The 19,942-nt window shown below is 62.3% G+C and carries 13 protein-coding genes and 1 pseudogene; 5 read left to right on the forward strand and 9 right to left on the reverse strand.

Annotated elements, in window-relative coordinates:
- The first annotated feature begins 389 nt into the window (after positions 1-389).
- Positions 390-1,184 carry a hypothetical protein gene (locus F0L46_RS17075; RefSeq protein WP_149819743.1) on the forward strand — a complete coding sequence of 265 codons (795 nt, stop codon included), beginning with the start codon at positions 390-392 and terminating at the stop codon, positions 1,182-1,184.
- On the opposite strand, the gene F0L46_RS17080 is transcribed toward F0L46_RS17075, so the two are convergent.
- The 8 genes and pseudogenes from F0L46_RS17080 to F0L46_RS17115 all read right to left on the reverse strand — a co-directional run bounded on the left by F0L46_RS17080 (position 1,145) and on the right by F0L46_RS17115 (position 14,406).
- A complete protein-coding gene (locus F0L46_RS17080; protein ID WP_149819745.1) occupies positions 1,145-2,905 on the reverse strand; it encodes a phospholipase D-like domain-containing protein in 1,761 nt (586 codons plus the stop codon). The genes F0L46_RS17075 and F0L46_RS17080 overlap by 40 nt on opposite strands.
- On the reverse strand, positions 2,902-6,201 hold the full coding sequence (locus tag F0L46_RS17085; protein WP_240540036.1) for an AAA domain-containing protein: 3,300 nt from the start codon (positions 6,199-6,201) through the stop codon (positions 2,902-2,904). Before F0L46_RS17085 ends, F0L46_RS17080 begins: the two co-directional genes overlap by 4 nt.
- A 993-nt stretch (positions 6,202-7,194) precedes the next feature.
- Positions 7,195-8,796, reverse strand: a complete 1,602-nt coding sequence (locus tag F0L46_RS17090) for an N-acetylmuramidase domain-containing protein (protein WP_188312016.1) — start codon at positions 8,794-8,796, stop codon at positions 7,195-7,197.
- A gap of 451 nt (positions 8,797-9,247) precedes the next feature.
- Positions 9,248-10,120, reverse strand: coding sequence for a DUF3616 domain-containing protein (locus F0L46_RS17095; protein WP_188312017.1), 873 nt, complete (start codon positions 10,118-10,120; stop codon positions 9,248-9,250).
- Positions 10,121-10,531: 411 nt separating this feature from the next.
- Positions 10,532-11,463 (reverse strand): annotated as a pseudogene (locus F0L46_RS17100) (IS630 family transposase); the annotation flags it as partial.
- A gap of 260 nt (positions 11,464-11,723) precedes the next feature.
- A complete protein-coding gene (locus F0L46_RS17105; protein ID WP_149819752.1) occupies positions 11,724-13,271 on the reverse strand; it encodes a recombinase family protein in 1,548 nt (515 codons plus the stop codon).
- Positions 13,268-13,714, reverse strand: coding sequence for a DUF2924 domain-containing protein (locus tag F0L46_RS17110; protein WP_240540037.1), 447 nt, complete (start codon positions 13,712-13,714; stop codon positions 13,268-13,270). Before F0L46_RS17110 ends, F0L46_RS17105 begins: the two co-directional genes overlap by 4 nt.
- A gap of 86 nt (positions 13,715-13,800) precedes the next feature.
- Positions 13,801-14,406 carry a DUF3489 domain-containing protein gene (locus F0L46_RS17115; RefSeq protein WP_149819756.1) on the reverse strand — a complete coding sequence of 202 codons (606 nt, stop codon included), beginning with the start codon at positions 14,404-14,406 and terminating at the stop codon, positions 13,801-13,803.
- Between the two features lie 539 nt (positions 14,407-14,945).
- Here F0L46_RS17115 and F0L46_RS17120 point away from each other — a divergent pair.
- Entirely contained in the window at positions 14,946-16,178 is a 1,233-nt protein-coding gene (locus F0L46_RS17120) for a sensor domain-containing phosphodiesterase (protein ID WP_149819758.1), read from the forward strand.
- A 50-nt stretch (positions 16,179-16,228) separates the two neighbouring features.
- On the opposite strand, the gene F0L46_RS17125 is transcribed toward F0L46_RS17120, so the two are convergent.
- Positions 16,229-16,579: a response regulator gene (locus tag F0L46_RS17125; RefSeq protein WP_240540038.1), complete on the reverse strand. Its 351-nt coding sequence runs from the start codon at positions 16,577-16,579 to the stop codon at positions 16,229-16,231.
- Between the two features lie 752 nt (positions 16,580-17,331).
- On the opposite strand from F0L46_RS17125, the gene F0L46_RS17130 reads away from it, so the two are divergent.
- The 3 genes from F0L46_RS17130 (at position 17,332) to F0L46_RS17140 (ending at position 19,838) form a co-directional block, all read left to right on the forward strand.
- The gene (locus F0L46_RS17130) at positions 17,332-17,568 is read left to right on the forward strand and encodes a DUF6894 family protein (protein WP_149819762.1); all 237 of its coding nucleotides are present in this window, start codon (positions 17,332-17,334) and stop codon (positions 17,566-17,568) included.
- A 231-nt stretch (positions 17,569-17,799) separates the two neighbouring features.
- Positions 17,800-19,488: a methyl-accepting chemotaxis protein gene (locus tag F0L46_RS17135; protein ID WP_149819764.1), complete on the forward strand. Its 1,689-nt coding sequence runs from the start codon at positions 17,800-17,802 to the stop codon at positions 19,486-19,488.
- Entirely contained in the window at positions 19,488-19,838 is a 351-nt protein-coding gene (locus F0L46_RS17140; protein ID WP_149819766.1) for a hypothetical protein, read from the forward strand. Before F0L46_RS17135 ends, F0L46_RS17140 begins: the two co-directional genes overlap by 1 nt.
- The last annotated feature ends 104 nt before the right edge of the window (positions 19,839-19,942 follow it).

Consider the following 19,942-nt stretch of genomic DNA (forward strand, 5'->3'; position numbering starts at 1 on the left):
CATCCCTGTCATTGAAACTGGTAAGCCTTTTCCGGATAGCGGACATTCCGAGTCGAATGTGCAAGGTCGACTTTTTCCGCGCTCGAGACTGGCGCTGAGTTGGCGACAGGCGTGCCGCTTTGACTCTATCGCACTTAACCCGTTCAGGCGCTCCGCGCCGATCGCCGTCAAAACCTTGGGCCGATCCGCAGCCGGGGCGAGCAGCGCACCCCACGCGCTGGTACGAACGCGATCCGTGGGCCGCGCCGTCGACGGCGGGCCGCAGCATCGGGTTCGGCTTGATCGTTGCGAGCTCACGCCTCACTGTCACACGTCGCCCTCGTCGGCGATCAAGCAGCAACGGCCGACCCATCTATCCTGCGTAGCATGCCACCAAACGGAGACTGACCTTGATCCGCAAAGATCCGATCGGCCCGGAATACTACAACCCGCTGAGAAATGCCGAAAATCTCTCGGATGCCATGTTCTACCTGGCAGCCGCCTTATCAGTTGCTGTTCTTCAGATTGATAAGGTCGTCTCTCCCAAAATTTATCAAGCCGCTCAAGCGACCTTTGCCCTTTTAGTGGTCGGCTTTTTCCTGAGCGGCATCACCGTTCGTACGTACTTTGCTGCTCGCGCGCATGCTATGCGGGTTGCCGACTTCATGTCGAACGCGTTCTCCGTCCCTCTCGTACCCTCACCTTCCAAGGGATACTACAACACGCCCGTCGGCGACCCGTTTCTGCGCATCGGCGCCTCGGTCTTGGAGAACACCCTGTTCACCAAAGCGATAGTGAGCAGGATGTTGTATTTCGAGCGATCCCGCATAGTTCTATACCTATCCATCTGGCTCTGGGCCGTGCTGTATCGGGCGACGGATCTGGATCTCATGGCAATTGCGGCACAAGTACTTTTCAGCGAGCAGCTGGTATCCCGTTGGGTGCGCATGGAATGGCTGCGATCGACAGTCGAGCGGCTGCACATCGAGCTCTATTCGCTCATCCAGGTGACCCAGGATGCTGCCAGCCCGACCTTCCAGGCGCGCGTGGTCGCAGCGCTCGTGAGCTACGAGATGAGCAAGGCTCAAGCCGGCCTTTCACTCTCCACTCGCATGTTTAAGCGAATGAATCCAGATCTCTCGCTCGAGTGGCAGTCGATGGCCAGTCAGCTGGGTCTCGTCCGACCCTCGGGGCCATCATCCTGACCGTGGTCAACGATAGGCTGCCCATGCAGCTTCGCGGCCAGCATAGAACGGATGCCGGGTCCATTGACGAACGCGCCGATCTCAGCGGCGCGTGACCGCCTCGCGTCGAGTGCGGTCGCCATCCAATTGAAGCTGGAGATGACGATATTGTCCTCGTCCCATCCGATGTACTTGGCGTGGACGTCTTCGACGCGCCTCAGCTTGAGGCGGCGCTTCCCAATTTCCGCTGGCGAGGGCTCCTGCCCCTCCTCCAGTAGGAATCTGCTCGGGCGCGTATACTCGAGTTGCACGTCGATGCCCCGCGCCGCAGCGGTTTCCATGGGCACGAGCACCGACGTCTCCGCGGACAGGCCATAGAGGTCGCATGCGATCACGATGTCTCGCGCGGCGCGGTCCCGCGCGAGCGTCACGCATGCGTAGTGATCGTGGTCGACGACGAGGGATATCCCGTAACGGCCAGTCTCGGGCTGGGCTCGTACCCTATGCTTGAGTTCGGACCAGATCGCGTTGAGGCGGCGAGCCGTCCCGGTCCAGTTTCCGACGGCGGGAAGCTGATGGGACAGCAAGCGGCTCACGACCTTGGAGGCGAACAGCGGGCTGCGCGTCCTAAGTGAAACCTCGACCCAGTCGAACTCGGACGATAGGAAGTTGCAGCTGCCGACGACCGTGGTCCACGCCCCGGTGTACCGGTCGTCGTAGATCAACACCTTGGCGTGGGAGCCGGACGAAAGCGGGGACAGCCGTACCCTTCCCCGCGCGCCGGGTGGGAGTTCGGCGAGCACCGCGGCCACGTCCGAGAACTTCCTGGGCGGCCGTCCGGCCTCGGGATCGACATGAAGGCCCCAGAGCAGCTCGATACCTATTTTGCGCTTTGCCGCACGCTCCAGGTCGGGAAGCAATAGCCGCAGAGTGTCCGCACCGAGAAAGCACGAGTGGATCACGACGGTTGACTTGGCGCGCTCCAGCGCGTTCCGGACCAACTCGAGGTGGGCCGGGCCGCCGACGATAATATCGTCGGCGGACAGCTCGTCTCGCGCCGTCCCTTGCATGATCGGCGACGAAGGCGCGTAGGTCGCCCCGCCCTCGTCCGTGATCCCGGACGCGTGCCGCACGAGGACGTCTCGCAACCCGAGCGGTGCGCTTGAGGGAAGACCGGCCTGAACCTCCCCAAACGCGATGCCCACGCGAGCGTAGGGCAGGGAGGGGGTCCGGAACTGCGGCGCCGTGGGCTCTAAGCTTTCGTCGAGGTTTAGACGGAAAAGATCGCGGAGCGCTGCGTCGTTCGGCTCGAACGTGTGGATCAGGGCTGGTAGCTTGACGGCGTCGGCGGGCAAGTTCCGCTCGTAGACCAGATCGAGGTCGTCGGCGCGCATCCAGTGGCCGGTGAGTCTGTCGACGCACACGGAGTCCCACTTAGTGTCCCTTTGCAATCGCTCGGGTAAGCTCTTCTCCTTGGCGCGGCGCCGACCGGCCGGAGTGGCTGCGAAATAGATTTTTTCGTTCTCGCTGCGAACCTCGACCCAGTTCGCCCGGAGCAGGTTGATAAGCGCCTCCACGACGAGCCGGTGCGGCACATCGGCTAGTTTCGCGAGTTCCATAGCGGAGTGTTTGGCTGCGGTGCTTTCGACCAGCAACATGTGCTCGATGACGCTCCAACGACGGCCGAAGCTGTAAACGTAACTGACGGCCATGCGGTACAGAGGAACATAGAGGTACTTCATTTCGGCGACCTAACAACTGACAATATTCCTGCCTTCTGAGCTGAGCTCATCTGCTTCATCATCCGCCCAATGTAGGCGTGCTCCTCATAGTCGCTTGTCGTAGCATTGCACCTTGATTCGAAAAAATCCCAGCTACCAACAATGATGAGTTTGTGTTTCGCGCGGCTCAGCAGCACGTTCATCCGGTTTTTCTCTTTCAAAAATCCGACGCTCTTCCACGGAACGAGAGCATTGTTTCGTACCAGGCTGACGATGACGACGTCAGCTTCGGATCCCTGAAACTCGTCGACGGTTGCCCCCATCCTTTTTCCGGAGCCGAGGTCGAAGGGCGGTTGGAACATGTGCCCGAGCCTGCCGGCCGAACGTGCGCGGTGGATGACATTCCTGATCGCGTCGAGCTGACTGTTGTATGGCGACAGGATCTGCAGCTCGCATCGCTCGCTGCCACGCGGACGAATATGCTCGAGCACCTCGCCCACCAACTTGGCCTCAGGGCGCGAGATGAAGAGGCCATCAATCTCGCCTTCTGCGAACTCCTCCTTGCGCTCCCACGGAACGTCGCACCAGACGACCCGCTGCTGCGGCAACCAGGACATCGTAGGGATCGTGAAGGGTGCGGGAGCCTCAAAGCGCTGGTGGGTTTCCGGCGGAGAGCGCAGGATCGTGCCGCCAATCTCGTCAGGATAGAAGACCTTCCCAACCAGCTCTGCGATGTCGGGATGCATGCGATGCTGGTCGGTGAGAACCGCCGCCGGCGAGCCCTCAAACCCGCCGATCGCGCTTCGCGTGAAGATGGTCTCAAAAAGCTTGACCATGCCGGCCCAGTTGGCGCAGCGATCGACGAAGGGCTCGCGGGCGTCGTCATCGGTCACCAGCGACGGGTCGACCAGCCCAGGCGCGAATTGCGCGCCTGCCTGGATGGCCTTCTGGACTTTCAGCGGATCGCCGAGGAGATCAGTGAAGCGCCGGACGTTGAACGGTGGAAGCTGCTCGTGATCCCCGATGAGGAGAAGCCGATGGCTCTCTTGAAGCGCTGTAGCCATGTCGAAGCCGTGCGCCTTTCCTGCTTCCTCGATGATCGACCAGTCGAAACGTCGGCCACGCCCTGCCAAGTCGGCGAGATCCGATGAATTGAGCGTCGAGAAGGTCAGGTTGGCTGCATCCTGGACCAGCACCTGCATCGTACGGATGTCGGTATCGGCTTCCACAGTTCGGCTGCCCTCGGCATTAACCGCTGCCGCCAACCTGTCCTGCAGGTAGTCAGGGGAGCGTCGCGCGAGTTCGCTGTTCTGCAGTTGCGCCAGGAGGCTATCCGTAACCCTCTCGGGACCGTCGGCATCGCTCCCGTCTGCCCCAAGCCGAAGGACAATGGGGCGGTGATGGTTGTCATGGTCGACGAACAGCTTCGAGAGCTTCTCGCGCACGTCGTCGACGGTGTGGTGGGAATGAGCCGTGACGAGGACCTGGGCACTCGAGTCGGCGTTGAAGAGGCGATCAGCAAAGGCGGCGATGAGGGTCGTCTTGCCCGTGCCAGGTGGTCCCTGGATGGCGAACAAGGGCTGGGTCTGCCATAGTCGCTGGAGGGCTTTCAGCTTGGAGTTGTCCAGCGGGATGTCGGCCCTCGCGAGCGGAAGTACATCGGTATTCGCACGCGTGACCTCGCGAGGGGACGCGATCAGGCGCAGGAGGCCCTCGAAGAGCCGCATGTCCTCGATGGCCTTGTGCCGGCGTCGGATCTGGGCGAGCGTTCCTCCATGATTCCTGGCGAGGTAGGCCCTACCCTCGCGTATGATGGCCGTGCCCTGGGTCCGGAAGTGGTAGCGTGGACCGCTGGGATGCTGCTCCGCCTTCACGAACCTCCAGATCGTCGATGTGTCGCTGCCAATGGTCCGCCGCTCCAGAAACGTATACCGGTCCTGCTCCGGGTCCTCCTCGTCATCGACGACGACGGCTTCCGCGCCCAGCTTGAACCAGTCTTGAACCTGCTCGGCAGGCGGAGCGAGATTGACGAAGCGGGCCAGTTCCACGCGTTCGGGCTCATGCGCAGGCGTCACCATAACCGTGGTGTCATTGACGCCAACATCGATCTCCAGGATATCGACAGCGCAGATCTGGGCGACGGTCAGCACAGTATCGAGCTGCTGCGTGATCCGAAAAAATTCGTGAACAGTTCGCAGATTATCAGGGAGCTCGACCTTTTCGTTTCTCAACGGGAATATCTTGTCCCAGTGCGCGGCTCGATCCCGAACGGTTCGAATGTTCTTTCTGACATTTGGAAAAAGCTGAATGTCGAGCTTGCGCTGTGCGGAGCTGAAGAGTTGATCATCGGAGCTGACCCGAGGTGTCCTTTCAATCCCATCGCAATACCCGATTTCCCAAGTGTTCAAGTTGTCGACTGACCAGTTGCGCACCCGATACTGAAGCTTGTCGCCGCTGAGAACGTAATGCGGCCACGGCTTGCTGCGACCGACCACGCGGATGTCGCCTTGAAGATCCCTCCGGATCCAGTCCCGCTGGGCGATTGGGTCGCTTGCTTTGGCCTGCCCCTCCGAGACAACCTCGATGGTTCGTGCGAGATCTCGTTCCGGACCCAGGCGGACGGCGATAACCAGATCCCTGCTCGATCCGGCCGTTACGGTCCCAAGATCACGGATGATCTGCCTCAGCGTTTGCTCAATCTCTTCGGCGTCCACCAAACGCTGCTCCTGATCACTGTCGAGCAGTCGCCAGATTATCGCTCTCTCGCTTTCCCGAAGGTTGGTTAGATTACTGATAAGGCTTGGCAAAGCTGCTCTTTTCTTGACGGTAGCGATCGGCGCCCCAAAAAGCTCAGCGGCAACGAGACCGAAATCGTACCAGTCGGTCGCAGTCGAGTACTCGCCGTCCGGCCTTTCAAGCTCGGGGGCCAGGATCTGCCCCTTACGCACGACCTTCGTCACGCCCCCATCCGATCCAGCCAAACGCAGGGACCATTCGAAGCCGCTCAGTCGGAACTCGCCTTGTCCATCCGGGCTTGCGAACACGGATGCAGGAGACAGCGAGCGGTGGAGCGTGCCCTCGCGATGTAGGATGGCCAGGGCCTCCGCCGTGCGGAGCAGCCCTTCCCACAACGGACGCCGACGCCCGACCTCGGACAGGTTGCGCAGCCAATGATAGTTGCCGCGGTTCTGCAGCATCTCCGACAGGGTCTGCCGTCTGCCGCCGTCCAGGATCGCGTAATAGTAACGATCGTCGGAGTCGAGATCGTGGAGCTTCACGAACAGCTCCGAAGCTCCGGGATAGCTCTGCAGCCGCATGAGACCACGAATTTCCCTGTTCCAAAGCGCCTGAATGGCAAAATTCTCTTCTGAATGCCTATTCCAAAGTTTGGCATAATAGATATCGCCGAGATCTTCCGCCCTCCAAAGATCAGGTATGCCCTTCTTTTGATCTCCGTTGATTATTCGACGCGTCAGCCTATACCTACCGACCGTGGACCCCGTCATCTCGCCTTCCCCCACTCAACCTCTTTTGGAATGCCCGTTGTTTTCGATAAACTTGCGATCGAGGAATTAGGCGGTCCTCGCAGTGACCGATCGTCAAGTCCACGGAGCATGAAAGCCGGCGCGCAGTCCTGCCTTGCCAATCGTAACAAGATACGCCGCCAAGGGAATGACCAACCACGGGCTGCCCAGCCTTCCCTTCGTCTCGCTCGCTCGCTCGTCCAGCCCGTTGGCTGTGATTGCCCAGGGCACCCCAGCGAAAAGTTGTTTCAAAGCTATTTCCGTTGCAACCTCGCCGAAACGACCGGGCGTGTTTCTGCGTAGACCAACTGGGACAGCTGCCGCAGGTCAGGGCGCGCCGCCGGTAACGCTGCAATCCGCCAGCCCCGCTCTGCAACGCACTCTGACCTGTCCCGTAGGGGAGGCGCTGCTTATGTAAAGGCGCCTGCTTGTGGAAGAGTGAGATGAGCGACAAGAGGCACGTGCCCGAGGAGAGCGTCGCCACTACGCAGCGTACTTCGCCAGTGATCCGCGTACAAGTAGATGAAACGCTTCTGGCCAGATCACGACCTTGAGACATTTGAGAGGAACGTCCGCTTCCGCCGTGCACATGCCGAAAGCTGCCGGCCCGCACTCGGCCATGAGCGTCCGGTCCGGTCTGCGCCGATGGCTGCCATCCCTAGTGCTGGACGCAGTTCTCGAAAGCGGACGTTCGCAATGGGAGCGCGCGAGAACCCCTTAGGACAGCCCGAGGGTGATATTTGCCCAAGACTCAGCGCGCCGAAGGTGCCTTCGGCACTCACTGTCTCATAACTTGTAGAATTTCGGTTTAGAGCCCTTACTTCCGTCGGCTAGCATTCTTCGCACTTTATCTCCCCAGGCTTGGGAGTTCAGATAGGGGTAGGTCCAGTACATTCCGCCACCGAGTGGAGGTGTCTCCCACTCATCGAGATGAATGCCTCCAACGGCCATTTCAAGACCACAGCCACCATACTTCAGAGCGAGCCAGTATTGCCCGAGCTTGCCAAGTTCTGGACCTGTGAGGCGTCGACCCTCTTCATTGATGATCCAGGCATCCAGTGCGCGACCACCCTCACCATAATCATCATGCCTGATGCTTCCAGTGCGTTTGCCAGGCATACCCTTTCTCGGTTGTCCGCCACTATAGATTTGCGCCTGGCACCCAGGCCCGTACACGTCGTAAACTGCGGTTGACAACTTCATTTCCAGATTAGCAGTGCACGGCCGATTCCGGATGGAGTGTTGGTTTTTGTAGACCACGTCTGCCCGGCCCTGTGTCTTCGCATCGGCAGCCGTGGAAAGTGTCCAGGAAGATAGTTTTGCGAGGGTTTCTGGGCCTGCCCGGCCGTCTACATGAATCAATGCGTCCCGTTGAAAGTCCATCACGGCAATCTCGGTCCCACCCCCGAAGAGGCCGTCCAATGCTCCTTTGTAATACCCAAACTCACTGAGCCGCTTTTGCAGGGCACTAACCTCTGCCCCTTTATCGCCACGCTCAATAACATCATCGTTGTTCATAGCAGCAAAGGCGGCGGGCGCTGCAGTGGGTGTTACAGCTGCCGACGCGCCGGCATCTGGCATCAACGCCTGTGGAGCGGGCGGTGCGACAGGGCCCGGGGCTAGGGCGAGCCCCAGAACGGCCACCCCCGGTGCAGGAATGTTCATATCGAGTGCCGCGTTGTAGTAGTTCTCGATTTTTTGGCCGTAGACTACGGAGTTCCCGGCGCCATTGTAGTAGTATGCAAAACCTTCCCAATCCTCATTCTTAATTTCGTCAATGATGTGCTTCGACCTGCAGAAATCGAAAAACGCGCAAACCTCCCACCTTTCCGACAATGCCATGGCGTCGAACAGGGCCTTAGCGGAGGCATAGCCGACGACGGCGTGATTCCTGCCCAGGATCTGCGGACCCCCGCAGCTCACGGCCTGGCACCCCGGCTCGGGGCCGCCGGCGAGGGTCTGCGCGAATTGGAAGACATTGTATTCCTTCGCCTGGCTGCCATGAAAAGTTTGCCACGCACCGCCTGGGCTGGGTCGCCAGCGGTGATTTTGCCACCGCTTGCCCGGGACGCCGGCGCGACCTCCAAACTGGAAATGCTGATCGAACGCGCCGGCGTTGTTGTCTCCCCATTCGTCGAAGAAGACGTGGTTCTCGAAGCGCAGCACCGGCCGGCCTTGGGTATAGGGAAACCCGCCGCTCTCAGCCTGCCACACTGCGAGCGCGCCCTCGACAGGAATGCCAGCTTTCGTGGCGAGCGCTGACATGAGACCGCCGACGCGATTGTACGTCGTGGCGATGTCCCGCTTCAAAGGACTGCCCATGACCGGGATCTGAGCGGGGGGAGGCAGCGGGGCCGTAGACAGAATGGGGTCGTCTTTGAACGACATGGTCAAGCCTCCAAGCTGACGCCGCATACCCGCGCACTTAGCGTAGCTAGCTATAGCGACGCCCAAGCCGATCATCCCAAAGCCGATACGAGCAGCAATTTCTGTGCGCGAGGCCGCGTGCTCATTCGACAAACGAGAGCGTTTCACAACACGTCCTCTCCAGCAAGACCCCAGCGCCGCCCGCCTTGCCACACTCCGCCCGGACTGCTGGCAGCACAGCGCCGGTGATTGAGCGCAATTTGGGTGCTCTGAGAACCGATGCCCAGAACATCACGGGCGAGCCGGGTACGCATCCTCTTACATGCCTTGAGCGGGAGCCGCCGCCGGCTGCGTGAATGCGTTTCGTTTCGCTGCAATCGCGAGCGCAACCGACAACCTCGCCGGGATGGCCCGGAGCTCCGCGCAGTACCGGTGCGTCGGACCTGGAAGTGAGCCGTGGCCTGCGATCGCCTCAGCGCGGGACCCAATACAGCAACGGTCCCCCGTCACACATTCCATCGGACAGGACTACTACGAGGTAGTGGCTGGCTGTCTCCTCGAGAACAGTCAATGCCTCCGGTTTAATCTCCTTGTCACACTTATCTCGGACGAGGCCGTCGAGGTTCAGCCGCGCGAGCTCGCGCGGTTGCCCCGTGCCCTCCGCAGTTGTGGATCCATCCCACAAGCTGATGATCCAGCCCGCGCCCGCGCTGCTTTTGTCATCGTCGGGACCCGCTAGAACAAGGAGGCCGTCCTTTACAATCTGCATGTCACGGATGCCGCGCCGTGGTCCTACATGAAGCATAGTGACTTTTTCGTTTGTTGGACCACCGTCGAACAGGCCCGCCGCGTCAACTGCCAAGACCGGAGCGCGGCTGCCCATGGCTGGGCCTCGGAACCCGAAGAAAAGCCGCCCGGCCAGAGCAGCGACGGCCTCAATGTTCGCTCCACGTTGTCCCCTTAGTTGAGGCTCGTCGTCGGGCGGTTCCGTCCCGAGGCACTTGCGTTCGCCCACGTACGCCGCAAGCTCAGGCTGCTTAGCCATAAGACTCCACAGGTTGCCGGTAAAGGCATAGCCAGCGAGCTGCCCGCTAATTTCGCGAGCGCCACGCCCGGTGGCGGGGTCGCGTCGAAACCTGATCACGTGGCGACTGTCAGCGTTGCTCTTGCAATTTCCGCGCTTCGCGGAGTGGGAGCCGATGACGTAGAACACGTCACCGTCGAGAGCGGCGCCCTCAGCATCTAGTTCGCCGTCCTCTGAGATCAACATAACCCGCTCACTGTCTGGGGTGAGCTTGCCCTCGCTGAGGATACCGAAACGCGCCTCCGTGCCTTCGTCGAACACAAACAGACACGTGCGCGCACGCGTCGCGGCTGATGGACAAGCGATGCCACTCGCCGCACGTCGTGTCTTCTTCGGCTCTTCCTCAAACTGGAATCCCTCCCCAGCCGACCACGGACCTGACTCGGGCCTAATCATCGGTGCCTGCGCGGCAGCGGACCCGCAAGCCAAAACGGTGAGGGTTGCCGCAACGGCAATCGCGAGCCTCGCCGCAAGCACGGCCGGCGCGGCGGAGCAGTCGCTAGGTCGCGTTGTCCGAACACGAGGCATTGTGCGCTCCCAAGAAGGTGCGACAGATGTTGGCCTGCGCGCAAATTGAGACGTGCAGCAGAGAAATTTACTCTCATTCGCGCGTTCTGACAACAAATGGAACTCAGCTGACAGAGAACCCGTACTTTACGGGCTGGACCCGCGCCCCCGCTTCAGCCGCCGCCGGTTCAGGGCCGGGAAGAAGCCCTCGACGGCGTTGATCCAGGACGCGGACGTTGGGGTGAAGTGGAACACCCAACGGGGATGGAGCGAGAGCCAAGCCCGCACCCGCGGGTGCTTGTGAACGGCATAGTTGTCCAGAATGGCGTGGATCACCTTGCCGGCTGGCACGCTCCCCTCGACGGAATTCAGAAAGCGGATAAGCTCCTGGTGCTGGTGTTGGTGCTGGTGCATGCAGCGGCCCAGCACCGTCCCGTCCAGCACGTTGAGCGCTGCAAAGAGCGTCGTGGTGCCGTGGCGCTCATAGTCGTGGGTCATGGTCGCAGGCCGGCCGAGCTTCACGAGCGTGCCGGGTCTCGTGCGGCTGAGCGCCTGGATCTGGGACTTCTCGTCAATGGACAGCACGACGGCATGCGCGGGCGGGCTCATGTAGAGCCCGACGATGTCCTCCACCTTCTCGGCAAAGGCGGGGTCGCTGGAGCGCTTGAAGGTGCGCACCCGGTGCGGCTGCAGGCGGTGAGCGTCCCAGATCCGCTGGACGGTGCGCAAGGAGAGCCCGACCAGAGCCGCCACTGCGCGCCCGCTCCAGTGCGTGACCCCGCCCGGTGGCTCGGAGCAGGTGATGGCCAGCACGCGGGCAACCTAGTCCGGGAGCGTGGAGGCGCGGCCTGGCGGGCGCGTCTTGTCGTGCAGCAGGCCGCGACCCCCTCCTCGGCAAAGCGCTGTTGCCAACGCCACACAGATGGGCGGCTCACGCCCGCTCGCTTGCCGACTTCCAGCACCGGCAGGTAGTCGGCGGCGTGCAGGATGATGCGAGCGCGCTCGACGTGCTTCTGCGGGCGGTTGCGGTCGGCGATGATGGAAAGGAGGCGCTCGTGATCAGCCGCGCTGAGCAGGATGCTCGAGGTCTGGGCCATTCCCCAGACTCGCACGCCTCACCCAATCTGTGAATCACCCGACCGCGTCAGTGCACTAGAACAGTACATCCCGAAGCTCCGAGTAGGGTCGGGACGGGCCCCGCAGCAAGGTCGGCTTCCACGCCCGACGCGCTCCGAAGCAGCTAGGCAGGTTTCGGCCAACCTCGGTCCTTCGGGGCTAATCAGATTACCCCGACACCGACGTGCCGAAGGAGAAGAACGGGTCAGGAGCAGCCCTCCCGAACAGACCCGCTGGGTCATCAGTGCTCAGCCATCATCCGCTCCTGCTCGCTCCACAGCGTCGGCATCTCAACCATGCTCGACAGACCCGCCCCTCGCGGGAGCCTCCCCTCCACCGCAGCCCGGACGATGTCCGGCGCCAGGAATGCCAGCCCTAAGGTCATCCGCACCGAGCGCTCGCTCAGCTGCTCCCGTTCTGCGATGATCGCCGTGCTCTCGGCACTCCCGTCTATAATCTCGGCGAGCCAAGCCCGCGCCGTTGCAATCGCGCCCACCAGCCGCTCGCGCGCCTCGGCCCGGATCGGACGCGGTCGTCCCTCTCCCGTGTTAAACGTGATGATCTGGCGTTTGCGAACTGGCGCAGGACGGGTCCAAGAAAGGCGTAGCTGGTCTGAGCCGTCCGCCAAGTCGATCTCAATCGCGCCCTCCCCGATGATGACTCGCTCAACGTGAGTGTCGATCAGTTCCCGATCCGAGAGGGCGAGGGCTCCCGGGCGTTGCCTCAGGGCCGTGAGGACCAGCGCCTCGATATCCGGCGCTGAAACCCGCGCGACCGAGCCAGCGTCCTCCTTGCGCCCCTGCGCGAGCACGCAGGAAGCATAGTAGCGGTAGCGAACGCCGCCCTTGTTCGCGTGCGTCGGCGTCATCCGATTGCCCCGGTCGTCGAACACCCGGCCGATCAGGATCGCCTCCGACGCCAGCGCCCTACCTCGCTTGCCGTTGAGGTTGTCGCCAAGCCTCTCCTGCACCGCCTCGAACAGCGCCTGCGAGACGATCGCCTCGTGCTCGCCCTTGTGGCTGTGGCTCTTGTGGTTGATCTCCCCAACGTAGACACGATTGCGCAGCACATGCGCGAGCGGGCCGTTGGTGAACGGCACGCCGCCGACCGTCGCTCCTGACGCTCTGGAACGTGGGCGGGTCAGGACGCCTCGCTCGCGCAGCTCGCGCTGCAGCGCCGGCAGGGAGCCAAGCGCAAGGTAGCGCTCGAAGATGAGCCGCACCGTCGCAGCCTCGCTCCTCTCGATCAGGAGCTTGCGCGCCTCGACCCTGTAGCCGAGCGGGATATGCCCACCCATCCAGATGCCCTTCTTCTTGCTGGCCGCGATCTTGTCGCGGATGCGCTCGCCCGTGACCTCGCGCTCGAACTGCGCGAACGAGAGCAGCACGTTGAGGGTCAGCCGCCCCATGCTGTTGGTCGTGTTGAAGGCCTGAGTCACCGACACGAAGCTCACGCCATGCGCGTCGAACAGCTCGACGAGCTTGGCGAAGTCGGCCAGCGAACGGGTGAGGCGGTCCACCTTGTAGACCACCACCACGTCGATACGCCGGGCCCGGATGTCAGCCAAGAGACGCTGCATGGCAGGCCTGTCGATCGTGCCGCCCGAGAACCCGCCATCGTCATAGCGCTCGGGCAGGCAGCGCCAGCCCTCATGCGACTGGCTCTTGACGTAGGCTTCAGCTGCTTCGCGCTGGTTGTCGAGCGAGTTGAACTCCTGCTCGAGCCCATGGTCGGTCGAGACGCGGGTGTAGATGGCGCAGCGGAGCTGGGGTGGGGCGTGGGCCTTCATGCCGCACCTCCCGCCTTGGTGCGAGTGGGCCTGTCGCGCAGGCCAAAGAAGCGCGGGCCGTTCCAGCGTGTGCCGGTGATCGCACGGGCCACCTCGGACAGGCTCCCGTAGGTAGTGCCCTCCCAGGCGTAGCCGCCCTCCACCACCGTGACCCGATGCATGACGCCATCGTGCTCGCGCACGAGCTGGGAGCCTGCTTTGAGGGTCCGGGTCTCGGCCACCGGTGGGACGGGAGTAGCCTCGCCAGCCCGGCGCCCGCGTGCGATGCGGTCGAGGAAGCGTAGTGTCTCTCGGTCGAGATCACCGAAGGCGTTCGCCTGGACCCGGTAGGCCAGGATACGAAGGAGCAGTGAGCGGGTCAGGTGGCCCGGTGCCTCCTTGCGGAACAGCTTGCGCCAGCGGACCCGCAGGGCATGCAGGTCGAGGTCGCCGAGGGCGGACACCTCGGCCGCTATAATCTCGTTGGTCGAGGACTCGCCGCCTGCTGCGTTTGGCCCTGGTGCCGGTAGACCTGTGGCGCGCATAATCGTCATACCTCCTCGGCATGGGTGTCGGCAGCCGTGGTGGCCGGTTCCGGCGAGGGGACGTCGGAGATGATCCGGTATGCGGTGCAGCTCGCCTCGTTGCGGCTCTTGGCCAGGGTGAGCCCTTTCTGACGCAGGCCGGTCAGAGCTGCGCGGGTGGTATGCGGCAGCCAGCCTGTGGCCGCGACGAGCTCATCGAGGGTCGCGCCCGCAGGTCGCTCCAGGAGCCCAATGACCAGAGCACGTTTCGTGCCCTCGCGAGGCGATGCTGACTGGCGGGGTTGCCGGGGGATAGAGGGGATGATCGGCTCCGGGGTGAGGCTCGCCTCAGCGCCATCGGGCCCGGCGGCCTCTATGCCGATAGCGCGCAATCCGGCCGGGGTCACTTTCAGCCCGACCCAGCGGCCTGCGACCTCGTCCCGGAACCAGTGCGGGTTATCAGGCCCGACCGGCACCTCTGCCACGAGTTCCGCGATGAGCAGCTTGGAGGCGACCCTTCGGGCAGCCCCGCCGCGTAGGGTGTCGACGGGGACCAGCAGGCCGTCATCACGCTGGGAGGCGCGCGAGAGCAGCAGGAGCTGTGTGTCGGTGAGCGGGGTTAAGGCAGTCATGGCAGGATCCTTGAGCTTAGCGACGGCTGGCGCTGTCACTGGCCCAAGCCCCGAGCGCGTGAGCGGCACGGGGCGGAGCGTCAGGTGTATGTGGGTGAGTAGTGGGCGTTAGCCGTCGCGCTTGTGCGGAACTTGGTAACGGGCGGCAGCAGCCGAGCCCCGTCTTGCAGCCGGGGTAGCGTGCTGCCCTAGCGCCCCGAGCCGTGACGGATCTGTCTGACAACAATTAAGTAGCCAGGGGCAGAGACGATTTGGCTGGGGCATGGCATCTTCCTACGTGCGTCGTCCGACACCACACACGCTCTGCTCTCGCGAACAGTCCAGCACTTCCTGCGCGCTTAGATCACCTTCTTTTCGATCGAGGCTCTCTGCCGCTAACAAGCGGTGCGCCGCCCGTCACTCATTCGAACCCACTTCGACCGGAAGCATTCTGCGGCACACGGTCTCAGTGGAGCCCCGTCGCTGAGTTCAGACCACCTAATTCATCATTCGTTAGGGGGCGCCTTCCCAAGCTCTCCCAGTCCGAACAGGTTTGCGCCATGACGTCCTTGATTGAAATCTTACAGAAATTGCCGATCGAGCGTGCCGACTCCGGCGACATCATTCAGGAGGCACTTACCGCGATCCGGATGCATCTGGGTATGGAAATTGCCTACTTCTCAGAGTTCGTTGACGGCAGGTCGGTCTTCCGGCGCGTCGACGCGCCGGGTCTCGAGCACCTCATCAAGGTCGGCGACAGCCACGACCTCGACGACATCTACTGCAACCATATCGTCGAGGGCCGATTACCGGAGCTCATCCCCGACACGTCGTTAGAGCCGTTCGCACGAGCTATGCCGATCACCGACGCGGTGCCGATCGGCTCACATGTCAGCATTCCCATCAGAATGCCGGATGGCCAGCCATTCGGGATGTTTTGCTGCTTGAGCCCGCGCCCAAACCCCACTCTCAACCAGCGTGACCTGGAAACAATGCGGGTGTTCGCCGGGCTCGCAACAAAGCAAGTCCACACGGAAATCGAGGATCGAAGGGCCCGTTCGGCCAAACGCGACGCGGTTGAGCGTGTCATCGGGCTCGGTCGATACGAAATGGTGTTCCAGCCCATCATTGATCTCGCCTCGATGCGAACGGTCGCTGTTGAGGCGCTATGCCGCGTGCAGTCCGACCCATACCGGTCCCCCGACAAGTGGTTCCAGGATGCGGCGGATGTCGGTCTGGGCGTCGAGTTCGAGCTTGGTGCGATCAGGGCTGCCGTTGCTTGCTTTGGCGAGCTGCCGCCCGGGGTCGACATGTCGCTCAACGCCTCGCCAGAACTCATCGTCAGCGGTCGGCTACACGAGGTGCTCGACCCGGAATATCTCAACCGCACGACCCTCGAGGTGACGGAGCACGCCCCGATCGGCGACTATGCAGCGTTTCACCGTGCGCTCGCCCCCTTGCGCGGCCACGGCGTCAAGATTGCAATCGATGATGCGGGCGCCGGTTATTCAGGCCTGCAGCAAATTGTTCAGGTCGCAGCGGATGCGATCAAGATGGATATGAGCCTGACGCGCGGCATCGACGGGGACAGTGCGCGACGCGCCCTGGCGAGCGCGATGATCCACTTTGCTCGTGAGACCAACTCCAGCATCGTGGCGGAGGGGATCGAGACTGTCGAGGAACTGCGGACGCTCCAGAGCTTAGGCGTGGAGAGAGGACAGGGGTACCTCCTCGGCAAGCCGTGCCGCTTGAGCGCGATGGAACCGGCGGCCCTGGCGTTCCGCTGCGGCTAAGCGTCGGGAACACCTGCCTGCCGACATCACGGGTTGTTCAAGGCGCGGGGTTACCTCCGTGACGTCAGCTCGACGATCGCGTTGGCGACAGCTTCAAGTTGGTACGGTTTGCCGAAGTACCGGCTTCCAGGAACATGGCGCGATGGCACATCGGAATAGCCGGTCGTGTAAATTACTGGCAGATTTGGCCGGCTCTCGCGGCAGGACTCCGCCAAGTCCCACCCGTTCAGCTTACCCGGCATCCGGATGTCGGTCACGAGCACGTCGAACTCCGCGCCTCGGCAGATGAGGAGGGCTTCGTCACCGCTCTCGGCCTCAATCACCACATAGCCGCGCTCCCGCAAATCGTATGCGATCGTGTCCCGAACCAGGAAGTCGTCCTCGACGAGCAGGATCCTCATGGCACTCTCGTTGCCCATACGTCAGGTAGCAGGCACACGGCTCCCGGTGATTTGGGAAGCGGAACGGTTGTGAACGCGCTCACACGATTGTCACAGGCTAGCCTCTCGCACACGCAGAGTGGCGCAGTCGATCGGCAGGCCGACTTCGAGTGGTAAACGAATTATCAAGAGGAGAATGGTGAACTGCCGGCTTCCCTACGCGGAGCTCAACCGCGAGGCGATGCCGTCACCGAAACGGAGTTTTCTCATGGTCAACATCATGGTCGCTGGGTCTGAGATCGATGCCCTGCTGACTGCCCTCCGCTTCCTTCAGGAAAACCTCGGGTCACTGCCGCGAGAGTTTGTCGAGCTCAATGACGGGCGCGCTCCTGACGACGCTGAAATCGAGGCTCTATGCGCTCGGCTAGCAGATGCAGGGTACCGGTTAGCTGCGTGAAGCGCGTGGTTGATTTGACCTGCACTTGATGCAAGCCATTCTCACCTGAGGGCGTCTCGGGAGCTGCCCCGAGCAACCCTTTTGTTGACCGCCTGGGAGCTCGAAGGCTGATGGCGGGCGGCGATCGCGCCGCATGATGCTGAAGGATTTACGGAGTCGCCTCGCTATCGCCCAGTAGTGACGGGGGCCCAACCTCCGGCAGTCATCCGGCGTTAAGACCGAGGGTGCGTCTCGTCGTCCACCTCGCGTCAGCGGAAACCATTATGCGGATTGCGCGGGCGGTATAGCGTTGGTTTCGGGTGAGAGGAGCTGTGAAGTGGCACGATTCTACTTCGATATTGCTGACGGTGATCACATCAACACAGACGATAGCGGGCATGATCTGGCTGACGCTCAAGCCGCTCGTACGCGGGCGGTCGATGCACTTCGCCACATTGCCTCTGATCTCCTGTCCGCCGGCGACGAGCAGAGCTTGCTGGTGACAGTGCGGGACGAGAATGGCGATCGGATCCTGACCGCTGGTCTCGTTGCCAAGATCCTTCCTAGCAGGTGAAGCACCAGCGCCGTCTATTGCACATCACTGGCCGCCTGAGACCGTTCGACGCTCAGGCCGCTGCCCACCCTTTCAGCATCTCTCAACGAGCGCATTTTATGAGCGATGCTTCGAGGGAAATAATGTCTTCTTAACGATGTCTGTGTTCTCGTATGCCGGCGCAAGGTCGCTTGTCTCATCTGCGGGCGAGACCAGCCGCCAGCAAAAATCCCCCGTCGTCACGAGGCTACGATGTCCTTTTTCACGAATCTTTCGATCGCAAAGAAACTGATTGCAGCCTTTACGGCGCTCGTCGTTGTCGTCGGGATCGCGACGACGCTGAATTACAGAAACCTGACCTTCATCGAGAATACCAACAAGTGGACGGCGCATACGCACGACGTTCTCGACGGCATGAGCCAGATCGGCGCCGCCATGGTGGATCAGGAGACCGGCCTTCGCGGCTACCTTCTGTCTGGCGAGGAGCGGTTCCTTGCTCCCTTCCGCGCGGGGACGGAGGCGTATGACACGGCGTTTTCGAAGGTCAAGCGCCTGACGGCCGACAACCCGGCCCAGCAGGAGCGCTTGGCCGAGCTCAACCGTCATGCGGTCTCCTGGCGCAAGGACGTGGCTGAAAAAGAGATCGCCCTTATGGCGAGCCAGGCCGGCCGCGAGCAGGCCCGCGCTATGGAAGTGTCCGGCGCCGGTAAGGCCGCGATGGATGCAATCCGGGCCAAGGCTGCCGAGATCAAGAACGTTGAAGCCGATCTGCTCAAAAGGCGTGAGGCAGAGGCACAAGCCGCATTCACATCTTCGTATACGACCAGTGTTGCGAGCCTGATCGGCATGCTGCTCCTTGCCGTCCTCGCCGGCTACTCGCTGTATCGCGGCATCGCGGTCCCGATCAGCCGCACGACGCGGATCATGGATCGTCTGGCCAACAACGACACTACCGTCGAGGTTCACGGTCTCGAGCGTCGGGACGAAGTGGGAGCCATGGCGAAAGCCGTCGAGGTGTTCAAGCAGAACGCGATCGAGCGCCTCGCGCTTGCGGAGGAAGCCAAAGCTCTCGAAGTTCGCGCCGCTGCCGAGAAACGCCGGGCGATGGCGGAGCTTGCCAACAGCTTCGAGACGAAGGTGGGCGGCCTCGTCGAGCACCTCACTGCTGCCGCGAGCGAAATGGAGGCGACAGCGCGCTCGATGTCCTCGACGGCTGAACAAACCAACCAGCAGTCCGGGATGGTGGCCGCGTCGGCTCAGGAGACTGCTGCGAATGTCCAGGCTGTTGCGACTGCCACCGAGGAACTTGCCTCGTCGGCAGGAGAAATCGGATCACAGGTCACCCAGACGACGAGCGCTGCATCTCGCGCCGTCGAAGACGCGCGGCGGACGAATCAAACCGTCCAAGCTCTTGCCACGAGTGCGCAGAAGATCGGTGATGTGGTGAAGCTGATCAGCGACATCGCCGGGCAGACAAACCTTCTGGCGTTGAACGCAACAATCGAGGCCGCGCGAGCCGGCGAAGCGGGCCGGGGTTTTGCCGTGGTTGCAGCCGAAGTCAAGGAACTCGCAAGCCAAACCGGGCGCGCGACGGACGAGATTTCCGGGCAGATCGGCCACATTCAAAGCGCCACGAACGAGGCGGTGGACGCGATCCGCGCGATCACTTCGTCCATCGAGAGCATGCATCATGTCGCGGTGAGCGTCGCCGCGGCGGTCGAGGAGCAGCAAGTCGCCACTCAGGAGATCGCCCGCAACGTCGCACAGGCTGCCCAGGGGACGGAGCACGTCACACACAACATCGGGCAGGTTCAGCAGGCGGCTACCCAGGCCGGCAGCGCCGCCACGCAGGTATTGTCCGCGGCGGGCGAACTGTCGCGCAATGCCGCAAACCTGAGCCGCGAGGTGTCGAGCTTCCTCTCTGGTATCCGGGCCGCGTGATGACGAACATCGCACACGACCCTACGATCGTCGACGAGAGGCGGGCTCTCGTCGCGCTCGTGACGAGCAAGTCTCCCGCACATCATGAGCTGATCCTTGAGCTCGCGGCTGCGCGCGCGAAGCTTATCAAGGCGGGCGAAGCGCTCGAGGCGGCTGCCGCGACAGGCGCTGCGCTCAGGAGTGAGATGCAGGAGGCCGGCGTCTTTCCGATTCAGTCGCGTGCTTTTGACGAGGCAATCGACGTGCTCCGCGTTGACCATCTAAGGGCGCGGCGACAGCTTGATCTTGCGATTATCGAGGTTGCCGGTGCGCATCGGATCCTCTTGAACAGGCTCTCAGGTTCGTCGTAAGCCTCATAGAAGTTCTGAAACCTAGCATCTCGCTTTGTTGTTGAACGGAGAGAACTCCACATGGTCGGCCTAGGGGCTTAACCCTATCCCGTGTTCTGGAATGC

This window comes from Salinarimonas soli (assembly GCF_008386575.1).
Classification (GTDB): domain Bacteria; phylum Pseudomonadota; class Alphaproteobacteria; order Rhizobiales; family Beijerinckiaceae; genus Salinarimonas_A; species Salinarimonas_A soli.